The sequence below is a fragment of the Streptomyces sp. NPDC048523 genome (assembly GCF_043199815.1).
Classification (GTDB): domain Bacteria; phylum Actinomycetota; class Actinomycetes; order Streptomycetales; family Streptomycetaceae; genus Streptomyces.
Map to the genome: position 1 here is coordinate 315767 of NZ_JBICWQ010000005.1, position 16366 is coordinate 332132.

14 protein-coding genes are annotated in these 16366 nt (G+C 71.2%); 9 read left to right on the top strand and 5 right to left on the bottom strand.

The features are described from left to right. Positions 1-15: 15 nt before the first annotated feature. From ACGFWE_RS27010 to ACGFWE_RS27020, 3 genes are read left to right on the top strand one after another with little or no spacing between them, the layout of a single operon-like run. On the top strand, positions 16-936 hold the full coding sequence (locus ACGFWE_RS27010) for an NTP transferase domain-containing protein (RefSeq protein WP_393602311.1): 921 nt from the start codon (positions 16-18) through the stop codon (positions 934-936). Beyond that, complete coding sequence (locus ACGFWE_RS27015) at positions 933-2318, top strand: molybdopterin molybdotransferase MoeA (protein WP_393602313.1); 1386 nt, start codon at positions 933-935, stop codon at positions 2316-2318. The genes ACGFWE_RS27010 and ACGFWE_RS27015 overlap by 4 nt, the downstream gene beginning before the upstream one ends. After that, a complete protein-coding gene (locus tag ACGFWE_RS27020; RefSeq protein WP_393602315.1) occupies positions 2315-3412 on the top strand; it encodes a potassium channel family protein in 1098 nt (365 codons plus the stop codon). The genes ACGFWE_RS27015 and ACGFWE_RS27020 overlap by 4 nt, the downstream gene beginning before the upstream one ends. A 100-nt stretch (positions 3413-3512) precedes the next feature. On the opposite strand, the gene ACGFWE_RS27025 is transcribed toward ACGFWE_RS27020, so the two are convergent. Beyond that, complete coding sequence (locus ACGFWE_RS27025) at positions 3513-4361, bottom strand: ABC transporter permease (RefSeq protein ID WP_393602317.1); 849 nt, start codon at positions 4359-4361, stop codon at positions 3513-3515. Further along, on the bottom strand, positions 4358-5368 hold the full coding sequence (locus ACGFWE_RS27030) for an ATP-binding cassette domain-containing protein (protein ID WP_393602319.1): 1011 nt from the start codon (positions 5366-5368) through the stop codon (positions 4358-4360). The genes ACGFWE_RS27025 and ACGFWE_RS27030 overlap by 4 nt, the downstream gene beginning before the upstream one ends. A 109-nt stretch (positions 5369-5477) precedes the next feature. Between ACGFWE_RS27030 and ACGFWE_RS27035 the strand changes: the two genes are divergently transcribed. After that, positions 5478-6458, top strand: coding sequence for an NAD(P)H-quinone oxidoreductase (locus ACGFWE_RS27035; RefSeq protein ID WP_393602321.1), 981 nt, complete (start codon positions 5478-5480; stop codon positions 6456-6458). Positions 6459-6474: 16 nt separating this feature from the next. On the opposite strand, the gene ACGFWE_RS27040 is transcribed toward ACGFWE_RS27035, so the two are convergent. Next, complete coding sequence (locus tag ACGFWE_RS27040) at positions 6475-7152, bottom strand: hypothetical protein (protein WP_393602323.1); 678 nt, start codon at positions 7150-7152, stop codon at positions 6475-6477. A gap of 136 nt (positions 7153-7288) precedes the next feature. Between ACGFWE_RS27040 and ACGFWE_RS27045 the strand changes: the two genes are divergently transcribed. After that, positions 7289-7831 carry a bacterial proteasome activator family protein gene (locus ACGFWE_RS27045; RefSeq protein WP_352387303.1) on the top strand — a complete coding sequence of 181 codons (543 nt, stop codon included), beginning with the start codon at positions 7289-7291 and terminating at the stop codon, positions 7829-7831. A 458-nt stretch (positions 7832-8289) separates the two neighbouring features. Next, on the top strand, positions 8290-9855 hold the full coding sequence (locus ACGFWE_RS27050) for a protein kinase (protein WP_352387305.1): 1566 nt from the start codon (positions 8290-8292) through the stop codon (positions 9853-9855). 89 nt (positions 9856-9944) lie between these two features. Here the strand turns inward: ACGFWE_RS27050 and ACGFWE_RS27055 are convergent, their stop codons facing one another. Next, positions 9945-11132, bottom strand: a complete 1188-nt coding sequence (locus ACGFWE_RS27055) for a phosphotransferase (protein WP_393602325.1) — start codon at positions 11130-11132, stop codon at positions 9945-9947. Between the two features lie 583 nt (positions 11133-11715). Here ACGFWE_RS27055 and pdhA point away from each other — a divergent pair. Genes pdhA through ACGFWE_RS27070 form a run of 3 tightly spaced genes read left to right on the top strand, consistent with a single transcriptional unit; the run spans position 11716 to position 15363 of the window. Further along, entirely contained in the window at positions 11716-12864 is a 1149-nt protein-coding gene (pdhA, locus tag ACGFWE_RS27060) for a pyruvate dehydrogenase (acetyl-transferring) E1 component subunit alpha (RefSeq protein WP_352387309.1), read from the top strand. Between the two features lie 2 nt (positions 12865-12866). Then, on the top strand, positions 12867-13859 hold the full coding sequence (locus ACGFWE_RS27065) for an alpha-ketoacid dehydrogenase subunit beta (RefSeq protein ID WP_393602327.1): 993 nt from the start codon (positions 12867-12869) through the stop codon (positions 13857-13859). Between the two features lie 10 nt (positions 13860-13869). Next, entirely contained in the window at positions 13870-15363 is a 1494-nt protein-coding gene (locus tag ACGFWE_RS27070; protein ID WP_393602329.1) for a dihydrolipoamide acetyltransferase family protein, read from the top strand. 73 nt (positions 15364-15436) lie between these two features. Here ACGFWE_RS27070 and ACGFWE_RS27075 read toward each other — a convergent pair whose 3' ends face one another. Further along, positions 15437-16336, bottom strand: coding sequence for a D-alanyl-D-alanine carboxypeptidase family protein (locus ACGFWE_RS27075; RefSeq protein WP_393602331.1), 900 nt, complete (start codon positions 16334-16336; stop codon positions 15437-15439). Positions 16337-16366 lie beyond the last annotated feature (30 nt).

Here is a 16366-nt window from a genome sequence, read left to right on the forward strand (position 1 = left end):
ACGCATACTCGGGGGGTGACCTCCAACGAGCCCCCGCGCGCCTCGGACGCCGGTCCTGTGTACGACGTCGTCGTGCTCGCCGGGGGTGCAGCCCGGCGGCTCGGCGGTGCGGACAAGCCCGGTGTGCGGGTGGGCGGACGCGCCCTGCTCGACCGCGTCCTCGCGGCCTGCGCCGACGCGAGCACCACCGTCGTCGTCGCCGACCCCCGCCCCACCGCCCGGCCGGTGATATGGGCCCGCGAGGACCCGCCCGGCGGCGGTCCGCTGGCCGCCCTGGACGCCGGCCTGCGGCACACCGCGGCGCGGTACGTCCTGGTGCTCTCCGCCGACCTGCCCTTCCTTCAGGAGGGCACGGCACGAACGCTGCTGACCGTCCTGCGCACGGGCGGCGCCGACGGCGTGCTGCTCACCGACGCCGACGGCCGCGACCAGCCGCTGGTGGCCGCGTACCGCACCTCGTCACTGCGGCACGAGCTCGCCGCACTCGCGAAGGAACACGGCGCTCTCACCGGCCTTCCGCTGCGCCGGCTGACCGCCGCGCTCGACCTCACCCGCGTCCCCGACCCCGTCGCGTCCTTCGACTGCGACACCTGGGACGACATCGCCACCGCCAGGGCACGCATCAGGGAGCATGACCACGTGTTGGATGAATGGATTTCCGCAGTCAAGGACGAGCTGGGCATCGACCTCGACGTCGACACCGGCGTGCTGCTCGACCTCGCCCGTGACGCCGCGCACGGCGTGGCCAGGCCCGCGGCACCGCTGACCACCTTCCTCGTCGGCTACGCCGCCGCCCAGGCGGGCGGAGACCCCGAGGCGGTCGCCGAGGCCTCCCGCAAGGCCGCGGCCCTGGCCCTGCGCTGGGCGGAGGAGGCCGATGGGGACACGGCCGCCGCGCCCGACGGGGCCCGGGAAACCCGCCCGGACGCCGGATGACCGCCCGGTCCGTGCGCGCCGGCGACCCCGCGGGCCTCCCCGAGGACGCCGACGACCTCGACGTCGAGGAGGCGCTGGCCCTGGTGAGAGAAGACAACGGCACCACGCAACCGGGGGGCCGCCGCACTCCCGCGCCGCCCCCCCGGGGCTCCGGCCCGGCGGCCGAACCCGACCCCCGCCACAGGGCGACCCCCTGGCCCGAGGCCCGCGCCACGGCCGCCCGGGCCGCCCGCGCGGTCACCCGCCGCGCCCCCGTCTCCGTACGGCTCGGTGACGCCCTCGGACTCACCCTGGCCGCCCCCCTCGACGCCCTCACCGACCTCCCCTCCTTCGACACCTCGGCCATGGACGGCTGGGCGGTCGCGGGCCCCGGCCCCTGGGCCGTACGGGAGGAGGGCGTACTGGCCGGGCACGCCGAGCCCGCGCCTCTCACCGACGGCGAGGCGGCCCGGATCGCCACCGGCGCGCGTGTCCCCCCGGACACCACCGCCGTCCTGCGCAGCGAGCACGGGCAGACCGACGAAAAGGGCCGGCTGCACGCCACCCGGGAGGTCGTGCACGGCCAGGACATCCGCCCGCGCGGCCAGGAATGCCGCAGCGGCGACCAGCTCCTGCCGCCCGGCACCCTCGCCACCCCGGCCGTCCTCGGCCTTGCCGCGGCCGCCGGGTACGACACCCTCACCGCCGTCCCCCGCCCCCGCGTCGACGTCCTCGTCCTCGGCGACGAGTTGCTCACCGAGGGCACCCCGCGCGACGGTCTGATCCGGGACGCCCTCGGCCCGATGCTCCCGCCCTGGCTGCGCGCGCTCGGCGCCGAGGTCACCGCCGTACGCCGGCTCGGTGACTCCGCCCAGGCCCTGTACAAGGCGATCACCGGCTCCAAGGCGGACGTGATCGTCACGACCGGCGGCACTGCGGCCGGACCCGTCGACCACGTCCACCCCATCCTTGGCCGTATCGGTGCCGAACTCCTGGTCGACGGTGTCAAGGTGCGCCCCGGCCACCCCATGCTGCTGGCCCGTACCAAGGACAACCAGCACCTCGTCGGTCTGCCGGGCAACCCCCTGGCCGCCGTCTCCGGCCTGCTCACGCTCGCCGAACCGCTGCTGCGGACCCTGGCCGCCCGCCCGGCCCCGGAGCCGTACACCCTGCCCCTGAGGGACGAGGCCCACGGTCACCCCTACGACACCCGGCTCGTCCCGGTCGTCCTGCACGGTGACTGCGCGATCCCGCTGCACTACAACGGTCCGGCCATGCTCCGGGGCATCGCGGCCGCCGATGCCCTCGCCGTCGTACCGCCCGGGGGTGCCCGGCCGGGGCAGGAGGCCGAACTGCTCGATCTCCCCTGGGCGTCCGCCGGAATCGGGGTGTGTTTCACGTGAAACTTCCGGGCCATGACGCGATCGCCCGCCAGGCGGACGAGCATCTCGTGACCCACAAGGTGAAGCTGCCGCGCACGGTGGTGGAGCACCCGTTCCGTCAGGTCGCCAAGCGGGTGCTGATGGCCCTGCTGGTCCTCGCGGCGACGGCCCTGATCGTCTACGCCGACCATGACGGCTACAACGACAACTCGGACAAGTCGGTCGACTTCCTCGACGCCTGGTACTACGCGACCGTCACCCTCTCCACCACCGGATACGGCGACATCACCCCGGTCAGTGATGCCGCCCGGCTCACCAACATCTTCGTCATCACGCCCCTGCGTGTGCTGTTTCTGATCATCCTGGTCGGCACCACGCTCGAGGTCCTCACCGAGCGCACCCGCGAGGAGTGGCGACTCAACCGCTGGAGGTCCACCTTGCGCGACCACACCGTCGTCGTCGGCTTCGGAACCAAGGGCCGCTCCGCGATCCAGACCGTGTGCGCGACGGGCCTGAAGAAGGAGCAGGTCGTGGTGGTCGACCCCAGCGGCAAGGCGATCGAGGCCGCGACCGCCGAGGGCTATGCGGGGGTCATCGGGGACGCGACGCGCAGCGAGGTGCTGAAGCGGGCCGAGGTGCACAGGGCGCGGAAGATCATCATCGCCACTCAGCGCGACGACACGGCCGTCCTCGTGACCTTGACCGCCCGGCAGCTCAACAAGGGCGCCAAGATCGTGGCCGCGGTGCGCGAGGAGGAGAACGCGCCGCTGCTCAAGCAGTCCGGCGCGGACGCGGTCATCACCAGCGCCAGCGCGGCCGGCCGGCTCCTCGGACTGTCGGTGCTGAGCCCCGCGGCCGGCATGGTGATGGAGGACCTCATCCAGCAGGGCAGCGGACTCGACATCATCGAACGACCGGTCATAAAGGCCGAGGTGGGCAGGAAGCCACGGGAGACGGACGACCTGGTGGTCAGTGTGCTGCGCGGGCACCGGGTGCTCGGGTACGACGATCCGGCCGTCGGGACGCTGGAGCTGACGGACCGGCTGATCACGATCGTGCGGGCGACGCCGGGCACCCAGGTGGCACCCGACTTCCGCCCGCTTCAGCAGGACTGAACGCGCTACGGAACGCGGATCTGCGACGAACAGGCCCGCCCGTGGTACCGGACATCGCCCGCTTCCGTACAGCTGAACGCGCTCCGGAACGCGGATCTGGTCACTTGCGGTTGTACAGCCGCATGGTGATCGGTCCGAAGACCGCGACGAACAGGGCCGCCCACCCCAGTGACCAGGCGATCTCGTCGGCGGGCCAGTCGCCTGCCATCAGTTCGCGTACGGCCGAGGACAGATGGGTGATCGGACTGTTGTTGACGAAGGCCTGGAGCCAGCCCGGCATCGTGCGAGGGTCGACGAAGACGTTGGACAGGAAGGTCAGCGGGAAGATCACCATCATGCTGACGCCCATCACCGACTTCTCGGTCCGCAGCAGCAGCCCGAACATCGTCCAGATCCACGAGAACGCGAACGAGAACACGACCAGCAGCGCGATCCCGGCGACCACACCGCCGATCCCGCCGTCCGGGCGGTAGCCCAGGATCACGCCGACGGTGAGCATCACGACGGACGCGATCGTGTACCGCAGGGCGTCGCCGAGCAGATAGCCGACCATCACCGACGGCCGCCAGATCGGCAGCGAGCGGAAGCGGTCGAAGACGCCCTTCTCGATGTCGGTGTTGACCGAGACACCCGTGTACATCGTGATCATCACGACCGACATCACCAGGATGCCCGGCAGCAGGAACTGGATGTACTCCTCCGGGGACCCGGCCAGGGCGCCCCCGAACAGGTACGTGTACATCAGCACCATCATGATCGGGAACGCGGTGACGTCGAAGAGCTGCTCCGGCACGTGCTTGATCTTGAGGATCGCCCGCCAACCGAAGGTCAGCGAGGCCGACAGCGCGCTCGGACGCGGCGGCCGCTCCCCGGTGACCAGCAGCGCTGCCAGCGACTCGGCGCTGACGGGGGCGAGGTCCTGGGCCTCGGTCTGGGTGACGGTGCTCATGCCGCGATCTCCTCGCTGTCCTGGGGGTCCTGGGTGTCCTGTGTGTCGTGTCCGGTGAGGGCGAGGAACACCTCGTCCAGGCTGGGCTGGCCGAGCGAGAAGTTGTCGACCGTGATGCCGGTGCGGGCCAGTTCGGCGAGGGCGCGGGAGGCCTGTTCGGCGGCCGTGTCACCGGCTGCCGTGGCGAGCCGCGCGGTCAGCGCGACCGAGTCCGGTTCCAGCTGCACCTCGGCGTCCAGGGCCCGCCGTAGGATCTCAGCCGCCTCCGGCCGCTGCCCGCCGTCCCGCAGGCGCAGATGTACGGTCCCGGCGCCCACGGAGGCCTTCAGCTCGCCCTTGGTGCCCTCGGCGATCACCCGGCCGTGGTCGATGACGGCGATCCGGGAGGCCAGCTGGTCGGCCTCGTCCAGATACTGCGTGGTCAGCAGCACGGTGGTGCCCTGGGCGACGACCGCGCGCACGATGTCCCAGACCTGGTTGCGGCTGCGCGGATCGAGACCGGTGGTGGGCTCGTCGAGGAAGAGCAGCTCGGGGGTGTTGAGGATGGACGCGGCGATGTCGATACGGCGCCGCATACCGCCGGAGTAGTGCTTGACCTGCTTCCCGGCCGCCTCCGAGAGACCGAAGGCCTCCAGGAGCTGCCCGGCGCGCTCGCGTGCCGCCTTCTTGTGGTGGCCCAGGAGACGGCCCAGCAGGACCAGGTTCTCGGTGCCGGTGAGGTCCTCGTCGACGGAGGCGTACTGGCCGGTGAGACTGACGCGGCCGCGGACCTCGTCGGCCTCGCGGACGACGTCGTGGCCGAAGACGTGGGCCTCGCCGCCGTCGGGCCGCAGGAGGGTGGCGAGCATCTTCACGGTGGTGGTCTTGCCGGCGCCGTTCGGGCCGAGGACGCCGTAGACCGTGCCGGCCGGCACCGCGAGGTCGACTCCGTCGACGGCCCTGGTCTCGCCGAACGTTTTCACCAGGCCTGCGGTCTCGATGGCCAGGTCCGACGTGTGCTGGCTCATGGTGGGTGTCCTTCCGCGTACTTGGGCTACGCATGGGGAGACCTTTACCGTCGCGCGAACTCATCGGTGGTGCACGGACTTTTTTCCGGCGGGGAGTAGCGTCGAGCGCATGCATGCGATCACGATTCCCGAACCCGGTGGACCCGAGGCGCTGGTCTGGAGCGAGGTGCCGGACCCCGTGGCCGGCGAGGGCGAGGTGCTGGTCGAGGTGGTGGCCGGAGCCGTCAACCGCGCCGACATCCTGCAACGCCAGGGCTTCTACAACCCTCCGCCCGGCGCCTCCCCCTACCCCGGCCTGGAGTGCTCCGGGCGGATCGCCGAGATCGGCCCCGGTGTCTCCGGCTGGGCCGTCGGCGACGAGGTGTGCGCGCTGCTCGCGGGCGGCGGATACGCCGAGAAGGTCGCCGTACCGGCCGGGCAGCTGCTGCCCGTGCCGAAGGGCATCGACCTGAAGCGGGCGGCCGCGCTTCCCGAGGTGGTCTGCACGGTCTGGTCGAACGTCTTCATGGTCGCCCACCTGCGTCCCGGCGAGACCCTGCTGGTGCACGGCGGCTCCAGCGGCATCGGCACGATGGCGATCCAGCTCGCGAAGGCCGTGGGCGCCAAGGTCGCGGTGACCGCGGGCACGCGGGAGAAGCTGGACCGCTGCGCCGAGCTCGGCGCGGACGTCCTGATCAACTACCGCGAGCAGGACTTCGTCGAGGAGGTCAAGAAGGCCACCGACGGGGCGGGCGCCGACGTCATCCTCGACAACATGGGCGCCAAGTACCTCGACCGCAACGTCAACGCCCTCGCCGTCAACGGACGCCTCGCGATCATCGGCATGCAGGGCGGCGTCAAGGGCGAACTGAACATCGCCACGCTGCTGAACAAGCGCGCCGCGATCAGCGCGACCTCGCTGCGGGCGCGGCCGCCGGCCGAGAAGACGGCGATCGTGGCGGCCGTACGCGAACATGTGTGGCCGCTGCTGGACGCCGGGCACATCCGTCCCGTCGTCGACCGCGAGATCCCGATGAGCGACGCGGCCGCCGCGCACCGGGTCGTCGAGGAGAGCGGCCACATCGGAAAGGTCCTGCTGGTCGCCTCTTAGGAGTTCCGGTACGGCCCTACGAGCGCCGTATCCGCAGCGCGAACAGGCCGAGCCCGAGCCCCAGTCCGACCAGCACCAGCCCGGTGCCGAGCGGCAGGATGAACACCTTGGTCCCGGCCACGGGCCGCTCCGCGGGACGGGACGGCCGTGCCGCGGCGGTCTGCGGGGGCGGCTTCGACACGGCAGTGAGGCCGTTGTCCCCGGCGTCGGTCCCCGCGGACTGCGTACCGTCCGCGTCCGCGTTCTCCGCCTCCGCCTCCGGCTCCTCCCGCCGCCCCGGCCGCTCCCGGCCCTCACCCGCACGGCTTCCCGCACGGGAGGGGGTGGCGGCCGAGGGGGAGGGGGCGAGGGAGGCCGAAGGCGAGGCGCGCTCCGGGCCGTGCCCGCGCGGGGCACCGGAGGAGACGGAATGCCGCGATTCACGAGCCGGCTCCGGGCTCGACGGGGGATCGGAGGGGGCGGCCGACGTGTCCTGCGGCAGGGACCCGGTGGCGTACGGCCGTACGGGCTTCCGCAGGGTCTCGTGGGCCGGTACCGAGCCCGGTGACCGCCTGGTGGCGGCGGAGGCGGACGTGCTCGCCGCCGGGACGGGTCGCGTCGGCTCGGTGCCGTACGCCCGGTCGGCCTGCGGCAGGACCGTCGCGCTCGCGCCCACCACGATCGCCAGTACTGTCGCGCGCAGCCAGAGAGTCACGGGACAAGACTGGCATTTCGTCAGAGGACCGGCACTCCGGGTGACTCCATGGGGGCGATTCCCTCCGGGAGCGGTGGATCAGCACACAGTGGGGGCACCCCAGTGGTGAGGTGTACCGGTGCGAGAGAATGGCGGCATGGAGATGCCGAGGAACGAAGGTTCGCCGGAAAGTCCCCAAATCCTGGTCGTGGGCCAGGACGGGATGGCACTGGGCGGCGGGGGTGACGACGACTCCCGGGAGGTCCCGGTCACGGAGATGGTCGAGCAGCCCGCGAAGGTCATGCGGATCGGCAGCATGATCAAGCAGCTGCTCGAAGAGGTGCGCGCGGCTCCTCTCGACGAGGCCAGCCGGGCCCGGCTCAAGGAGATCCACGCCAGCTCGGTGAAGGAGCTGGAGGACGGCCTGGCCCCCGAGCTCGTGGAGGAGCTGGAGCGGCTCTCCCTGCCCTTCAACGAGGACGTGACCCCGAGCGACGCGGAACTGCGCATCGCGCAGGCCCAGTTGGTGGGCTGGCTCGAGGGACTCTTCCACGGGATCCAGACCACCCTGTTCGCCCAGCAGATGGCCGCGCGGGCCCAGCTGGAGTCGATGCGCCGCGCCCTCCCGCCGGGTGTCGGCGGCCAGGAGGACGGCGGTGACCCGCGCGCGGGAGGCCGCTCGGGCGGACCGTACCTGTAACCCCCCGACCAGGAAGGGCCCGGCAGCCGACGCTGCCGGGCCCTTCATCTCGCCGCTGGAAGCCGCCGCTGGAAAGCCGTCGCTGGAAAGCCTCCGGTGGAGAGGCATGGGTGAAGCGTCGCTGATGGGCAGCCGTCGGAGGGAAACCGCTGGTCGGAAACGCTCGTTCGGGTTCTTCTTCGTGAGTTTGGCCACGGAGTCCGTTCCGCCGGCCCGGCGGACGCGGTGCCCGTTCCGTGACCGTACGCGAAAGAAAGGTCGTGCGGGCGTTACAGCTGCCCTACGGCCGGTACACAGAATGTGCACGCCGAGACGTAGTACAGGTGGGACGGCCGGTCCGTCTCGGGCCGGTCCCCGGGCTCATCCCGGACCGACGGCTTGCGTGAAGGCTGTAGCGTGGCCGACGGAGACCGTAACAACACCGCGCGCACCGCGGGCAGAAACGACGGCGAGGACCGATGGCACAGCAGCAGCGCGCTCAGGGCCCGTCCGACCCCGAGGCGACTGGCGGCGGAATGTCAGATGCGCCGGAGCTGTGGGGTAACGGCGGACTGGTGGGGGACGGCCGGTACCGGCTGACCCGCAGACTCGGCCGGGGCGGTATGGCCGAGGTGTTCGCGGCCGAGGACGTACGGCTCGGCCGCACCGTGGCGGTGAAACTGCTGCGCGCCGACCTCGCCGAGGACCCGATCTCCAAGGCCCGCTTCACGCGTGAGGCCCAGTCCGTGGCCGGCCTCAACCACCACGCGATCGTCGCCGTGTACGACTCCGGCGAGGACTTCGTGGGCGGCCAGTCGGTGCCGTACATCGTCATGGAGATCGTCGAGGGGCGGACGATCCGGGATCTGCTGCTCAACGCCGAGGCGCCGGGTCCCGAGCAGGCCCTGATCATCGTCTCCGGGGTCCTGGAGGCGCTCGCCTACTCGCACCAGCATGGCATCGTGCACCGCGACATCAAGCCCGCCAACGTGATCATCACGCACAACGGCGCGGTCAAGGTGATGGACTTCGGCATCGCCCGCGCCCTGCACGGCGCGTCCACGACGATGACGCAGACCGGCATGGTCATGGGCACCCCGCAGTACCTCTCCCCGGAGCAGGCCCTCGGCAAGGCCGTCGACCACCGCTCCGACCTGTACGCGACGGGCTGTCTGCTGTACGAACTCCTCGCCCTGCGGCCGCCGTTCACCGGCGAGACCCCGCTGTCCGTCGTCTACCAGCACGTCCAGGACATCCCGACGCCCCCCTCGCAGGTCTCCGAGGCCGTCCCGCCGGAGCTGGACGGCCTCGTCATGCGCTCGCTCGCCAAGGAGCCGGACGACCGCTTCCAGACCGCCGAGGAGATGCGCGGGCTCGTCCAGTACGGGCTGCAGATGCTGTACGACCAGGGCGGCCACACCGGCACCTGGAACACCGGCCCGGTGACGGCGCACGACGGCCGTGGCACGCCCGCCGCGGGCTTCGCGAGCACCAGCGTGCTGCCGCACCCCGGCGCCGGCACCACCCAGATCCCGCAGCAGATCCTGCCCTCCGGTTACGGCGGCGGGGACGAGGGCGGCTTCGAGGGACACGGCAACCGGGGCAGCGGCCGCGGCAAGCTGTGGATCCTCGCCGTCCTCGCGGTGATCGCCGTCGCGGCGGGCGTCGCCCTCGCGCTCAACAACGGTGGCGGCGGCGGGAGCGGTGGCGGCACCGGCGACTCCGTCTCGCCGACCACCTCGCAGTCCACCGACGACCAGACGGCCAGCGAGACGCCGAGCGACGAGGCGACGAGCGAGGAGACCGACACGTCCACGGACAACAGCGGCACCTCGGGCGACTCCGGCTACACGCCGTCCTATACGCCGTCGTACACGCCCTCCTACACGCCGTCGCCCTCGGCGACGCAGCCGTCCGAGACCGCGACGGAGCCTTCCGACACGCCGGAGCCCAGCGACACGCCCGAGCCCACGGACACGGGGGAGCCGACCGGCGGCGGTGCCCTCGTCGGGGGCGCGGGTGGCGACGGCGGAGGCGACTCCTAGACCGACCGCTGGACCGACCGCGACGCCTCACGCGCGCGTGGCGCCCGTTTCCGGGGCCACGCGCGCGGTGCTGTTTGCGGGCCCCCGTGTCAGTCCGCGAACGCGTCGCACACCGCGTCGTACTCCCGCGTCCACCACACCACCAGCGCGGAGGCCGCCGGGAACTGGGGGTCCGCGCGGGTGTCGCCGCGTTCGTAGTGCCAGCGCAGCATCCAGAAGTCGTTGAGACGCTCCCACCACACGCGGTGCACGGCCGCCGCGAGTTCCGAGGGCGTGGCTCCCGCCGTACGCCGGTACGCGCGCGCGTAGGCCCGCGTCTTCGGCAGGTCGAGCGTCCCCGCGGGCCGTACGAAGAAGATCGCGGCGGCGCGTACGGCCTCCTCGGCGCGGGGCTTCACGCCGAGCCGGTCCCAGTCGACGATCGCGGCGGGGGCGTCGCCCCGGTAGAGCAGGTTGAAGGGGTGGAAGTCCCCGTGCACCCACCCCACCGGTCCGCTGTGCGGAGGCCGCCGTCCCACGTGCTGTTCGAGCAGCGCCCGCCGCTCCAGGAGCCGGTGCCGGGCCAGCTCGTCGAAGGAGTCGGCGGGCCGGTGCCGGCGCACGCGCGCGAGGAGGTCGTCGATGAGGGCGAACGTGGCGGCGGGGTCGGCACCGGTGTCGACGGGGTTCGCATCGACGGGGTTCGCGTCGGGGGGCGCGGTCCCCGAAGCCTCCCGGGTCACGGCGGCCTCAGCGGTCTCTGCGGCCTCTGCGGCCTCTGCGTTCTGGCCGGGCGGCGGCAGGTGCGGCTCAGTGGGCGGGGCGCCCCCGTCGGTTCGTGCGCCCCCGTCTGCCCACGCACCCTTTTCGGCCCGCTCGCGACCCTGCAGCGGCATGACCCGCTCCAGACTCGCGTGCACCACACCCAGCAGCGCCCCGAGCCGGCCGCACTGCGCGGCGGTGAGCTGGGCGCCGTGCCGGTGGCGGCCTTCGATCCAGGGGTGGAGGGCGTAGGCGTGGCCGCCGACGACCGCGACCGTGCGGCCGTCGTGCGCGGGGTAGGGCGGGGCGACCGGGACACCGAGGGCGGCCAGGCGCTCGGTGGCGCGGTGCTGGCGGGCGATCGCCTCGGGGGCGGCTGTCTCGGGGTCGAAGTGGTGCTTGAGGAAGTAGCGGCCGCGGGTGGTGCGGAGTCGGTAGCCGCGGTTGAGCAGGCCCTGGTCGACGGGATCGCAGGCGAGGGCGGATCCGGCGGCGTACTGGCGGAGAAGGGCGCCCAGCGGGGGCGCGTGAGGCATGAGGGGTGGTACAGGAGAGCGCGGCACGCGCCAGATGCTAGGGCAGAAGCCGACGCTGTGAGCTGGGCGTTGTCACAGGCAGTCACAGACTGCCACAGTAAGTCGCGCTCGGTCTCCTTCGGTCAACGGGACGTCCTGTCCGTCGCGTACGGGGCCCCGGAACGCTCGAAGATCGTCGGCCGGAATGCGATCTCAAGGCCGCCGAGGAGAACGCCGAAGAGAACGGCGAGGAGAAATACCCTGTTTTCTCCTTCTCGGGCTCTCGGCAAGTCGGCCACGGAAACCCTTCCGGTGACCTGGGTCGACGGGATAACGTGCCGTTGCTCCGGCCTCCTGCAAGGCTGTGACCAGCGCCCCTTCGACCTTTTCCGATTTACTTGGAAATCCAAGCAAAATCCCAGGTCAAAGGGGGTTTCACAGAAATGTGGAGCACTGGGTAACGTGATTCTTGCAGGGCGCTCGCCGGGGCACCTGTCACGCCTGTTCCGGCCGAGTGACACCCACCCCGTGCACGGGGGCGGAACAGGTGAGCCGCACTGGTACACCCGGCAACCCCGGGGGCCGGACCGACGGAGGAGCACACGTGACCGTGGAGAGCACTGCCGCGCGCAAGCCGCGACGCAGCGCCGGGACGAGGAAGTCCCCGAGCACCAAGCCCGAACTGGTTCAGCTGTTGACGCCCGAGGGCAAGCGCGTCAAGAACGCCGAGTACGACAAGTACGTCGTCGACATCACCCCCGAAGAGCTCCGCGGCCTGTACCGCGACATGGTGCTCACCCGTCGCTTCGACGCCGAGGCCACCTCCCTGCAGCGCCAGGGCGAATTGGGTCTGTGGGCCTCGCTGCTCGGCCAGGAGGCCGCCCAGATCGGATCGGGACGGGCGCTGCGCGACGACGACTACGTCTTCCCGACCTACCGCGAGCACGGCGTGGCCTGGTGCCGCGGGGTCGACCCGACCAACCTGCTCGGCATGTTCCGCGGGGTGAACAACGGCGGCTGGGACCCGAACAGCAACAACTTCCACCTCTACACGATCGTCATCGGCTCCCAGACGCTGCACGCCACGGGCTATGCGATGGGCGTCGCCAAGGACGGCGCCGACTCCGCGGTCATCGCGTACTTCGGCGACGGTGCCTCCAGCCAGGGCGACGTGGCCGAATCGTTCACCTTCTCCGCGGTCTACAACGCCCCGGTCGTGTTCTTCTGCCAGAACAACCAGTGGGCCATCTCCGAGCCGACCGAGAAGCAGACCCGCGTCCCGCTCTACCAGCGCGCGCAGGGCTTCGGCTTCCCGGGAGTGCGGGTCGACGGCAACGACGTGCTCGCGTCGCTGGCCGTCACCAAGTGGGCGCTGGAGCGGGCCCGTGCGGGTGAGGGGCCGACGCTCGTCGAGGCGTACACCTACCGGATGGGCGCCCACACCACCTCCGACGACCCGAGCAAGTACCGGGCCGACGAGGAGCGCGAGGCGTGGGAGGCGAAGGACCCGATCCTGCGTCTTCGCCGGTACCTGGAGGCCGCAAACCACGCGGACGAGGGATTCTTCGCGGAACTGGAGACCGAGTCCGAGGCGTTGGGCAGGCGAGTGCGTGAGGCGGTCCGTGCCATGCCGGACCCGGACCGTTTCGCCATCTTCGACCACGCGTACGCGGACGGGCATGCGCTGGTCGATGAGGAGCGGGCCGGTTTCGCCGCCTACCAGGCGTCGTTCGCGGATGGGGAAGGGGCCTGATCATGGCGGAGACGGTGACATTCAAGAACATGGCTCTGGCCAAGGCGATCAACGAGTCGCTGCGGCGGGCCCTGGAGACCGACCCCAAGGTCCTGGTGATGGGCGAGGACGTCGGCAAGCTCGGCGGTGTCTTCCGGGTCACCGACGGCCTGCAGAAGGACTTCGGCGAGGACCGGGTCGTCGACACCCCGCTCGCGGAGTCCGGCATCGTCGGCACCGCGATCGGCCTGGCCCTGCGCGGCTACCGGCCGGTGGTGGAGATCCAGTTCGACGGCTTCGTGTTCCCGGCCTACGACCAGATCGTCACCCAGCTGGCGAAGATGCACGCCCGGTCGCTCGGCAAGGTCAAGATGCCGGTCGTCGTCCGTATCCCCTACGGCGGCGGCATCGGCGCGGTGGAACACCACTCGGAGTCCCCGGAGGCGCTGTTCGCGCACGTGGCGGGGTTGAAGGTGGTCTCGCCGTCGAACGCGTCGGACGCGTACTGGATGATGCAGCAGGCCATCCAGAGCGACGACCCGGTGATCTTCTTCGAGCCCAAGCGGCGCTACTGGGACAAGGGCGAGGTCAACACCGAGGCCATCCCGGGACCGCTGCACAAGGCGCAGGTGGCCCGTGCGGGCACCGATGTCACCCTGGTCGCCTACGGCCCGATGGTGAAGCTCTGCCAGGAGGTCGCGGACGCGGCCGCCGAGGAGGGCAAGTCGCTGGAGGTGCTGGACCTGCGGTCCGTCTCGCCCCTGGACTTCGACACGATCCAGGCCTCGGTGGAGAAGACGCGGCGGCTGGTGGTGGTGCACGAGGCGCCGGTGTTCTTCGGTTCCGGCGCGGAGATCGCCGCCCGGATCACCGAGCGGTGCTTCTACCACCTGGAGGCGCCGGTGCTGCGGGTGGGCGGCTACCACGCCCCCTATCCGCCGGCGCGTCTGGAGGACGAGTACCTGCCGGGCCTGGACCGGGTGCTGGATGCCGTCGACCGCTCGCTGGCGTACTGAGGAGAGGGCCGTGACGACGATGACGGATGCGTCCGTACGTGAGTTCAAGATGCCCGACGTGGGCGAGGGCCTGACCGAGGCGGAGATCCTCAAGTGGTACGTCCAGGTGGGCGACACGGTCACCGACGGGCAGGTGGTGTGTGAGGTGGAGACGGCCAAGGCGGCCGTCGAACTGCCCATCCCCTACGACGGGGTGGTGCGCGACCTGCGCTTCCCCGAGGGCACCACGGTCGACGTGGGCACCGCGATCATCGCCATCGACGTGAGCGGCGGGGCCCCCGCGGCCCCGGAGACGCCGGCCGAGGCTCCCGAGGCCGCTGCGGCTCCCGCTCCCGCCCCCGCTCCCGAGAAGAAGCCGGAGGGCACGGGCCGTCAGCCGGTCCTGGTCGGTTACGGCGTGGCGGTCTCCTCGACCAAGCGCCGCCCCCGCAAGGGCCCCGAACTGCCTGTCCAGCAGGCCTCGGTGGCGATCCAGACCGAGCTGAACGGCCATGGCCCGGCCCTCGTGGACCCGGCCCCGGCAGCTCCGGCGCCCACCGCGTCGGCCGTCACCGCGTCGGCCGCAGCCGTGCAGTCGCGTCCGCTGGCCAAGCCCCCGGTGCGCAAGCTGGCCAAGGACCTGGGCGTCGACCTCAGCACGGTGATCCCGTCCGGCCCGGACGGAATCATCACCCGCGAGGACGTCCACGCGGCCGTCGCCCCGGCCGAGGCGCCCGCGCCGGTCACGCAGGCCCCGGTCACGCAGGCCCCGGCGACACAGGTCCCGGCGGTCCAGGCGGCGCCCGCCGCCTCGTACGACGCGGCCCGCGAGACCCGTATCCCCGTCAAGGGCGTCCGCAAGGCCACCGCCCAGGCGATGGTCGGCTCCGCGTTCACCGCCCCGCATGTCACGGAGTTCGTGACGGTGGACGTCACCCGCACCCTGAAGCTGGTCGAGGAGCTCAAGCAGGACAAGGACTTCGCGGGCCTGCGCGTGAACCCGCTCCTGCTGATCGCCAAGGCCCTCCTGGTGGCGATCAAGCGGAACCCGGACGTCAACGCGTCCTGGGACGAGGCGAACCAGGAGATCGTCCTCAAGCACTACGTCAACCTGGGGATCGCCGCGGCCACCCCCCGTGGCCTGATCGTCCCGAACATCAAGGACGCCCACACCAAGGCGCTGCCCCAACTCGCCCAGGAACTCGGCGAACTGGTGGCCACCGCCAAGGAGGGCCGCACCAGCCCCACCGCCATGCAGGGCGGCACGGTGACCATCACCAACGTCGGCGTCTTCGGCGTCGACACCGGCACCCCGATCCTGCCGCCCGGCGAGTCCGCGATCCTCGCCGTCGGCGCGATCAAGCTCCAGCCCTGGGTCCACAAGGGCAAGGTCAAGCCCCGCCGGGTCACCACCCTGGCCCTCAGCTTCGACCACCGTCTGATCGACGGGGAGCTGGGTTCCAAGGTCCTCGCCGACGTGGCCGCCGTCCTCGAACAGCCCAGGAAACTCATCACCTGGGCCTGAGGACCCGACACACCGCACGCGAAGGGGCCTGCCGCTGAACCAGCGGCAGGCCCCTTCGCGATGTCCGAGGACGTCAGCTGATCTTCGCGTAGCCGTAGTTGATGAGCTTCTTCACGTCGGCCGTGCGGTTGGCCGCGTCGGGGGCGGTCATGACGGCGCCGATGACGGACTCGCCGTTCTTCGTGGCGGCGAAGACGAGGCAGTACTTGGAGTCGGTGCCCGAGCCGGTCTTGATGCCGAGCGTGCCGTTCCAGCCGAGCAGGGTGTTGGTGTTCGTCCAGGCACCCATGGTGCGGGTGCTGCCGGTCTTCGTGATCGTCTTGGCCGTGTACGACTTGGTCTTCACGACGGACTTGAAGGTCGAGCTCTTCATCACGTTGCGGGCGAGCAGCGTGAGGTCCTTCGGCGTCGAGGCGTTCGCACCATTGCTTATGCCGTCGAACGAGTCGAACTTCGTGTTCGTCATGCCGAGGTTCTTGGCCGTGGTGTTCATCTTGGCGATGAACGACTTGGTGCGCGCGGAGACCGTCGAGCCCGAACCGAACTTGTCGGCCAGGGCCATCGCGGCGTCGCAGCCGGACGGCAGCATCATGCCGTAGAGCAGCTGACGGACGGTCACCTTGTCGCCGACGATCAGGTGGGCGGACGAGGCGCCCTTGGAGACGATGTAGTCGCTGTACGCCTTCTTGATGGTGACCTTGGCGTCCAGGTTCAGGTTCGACTGCGACAGCACGACCTTCGCGGTCATGATCTTCGTGGTGGAAGCGGTGAGCCGCTTCGTGTTCGGCGCCTTGCTGTAGAGGGTCGAGCCGGTCGCGCTGTTCATCAGGAATCCGCCCTTGGCGGTGATGGTCGGCGCGGTGAGCGCCTGCGCGGGTGCCGCGGTGAGAGCTCCGGTGGCGAGCACTGCGCCGGTCGTGATCGCGACGGCTGCGGCTCTGCGGACGCGGAGGCCCTTGATGGCGGTAATCAACTGAAATACCCCGAATACGTCGAATGCCCC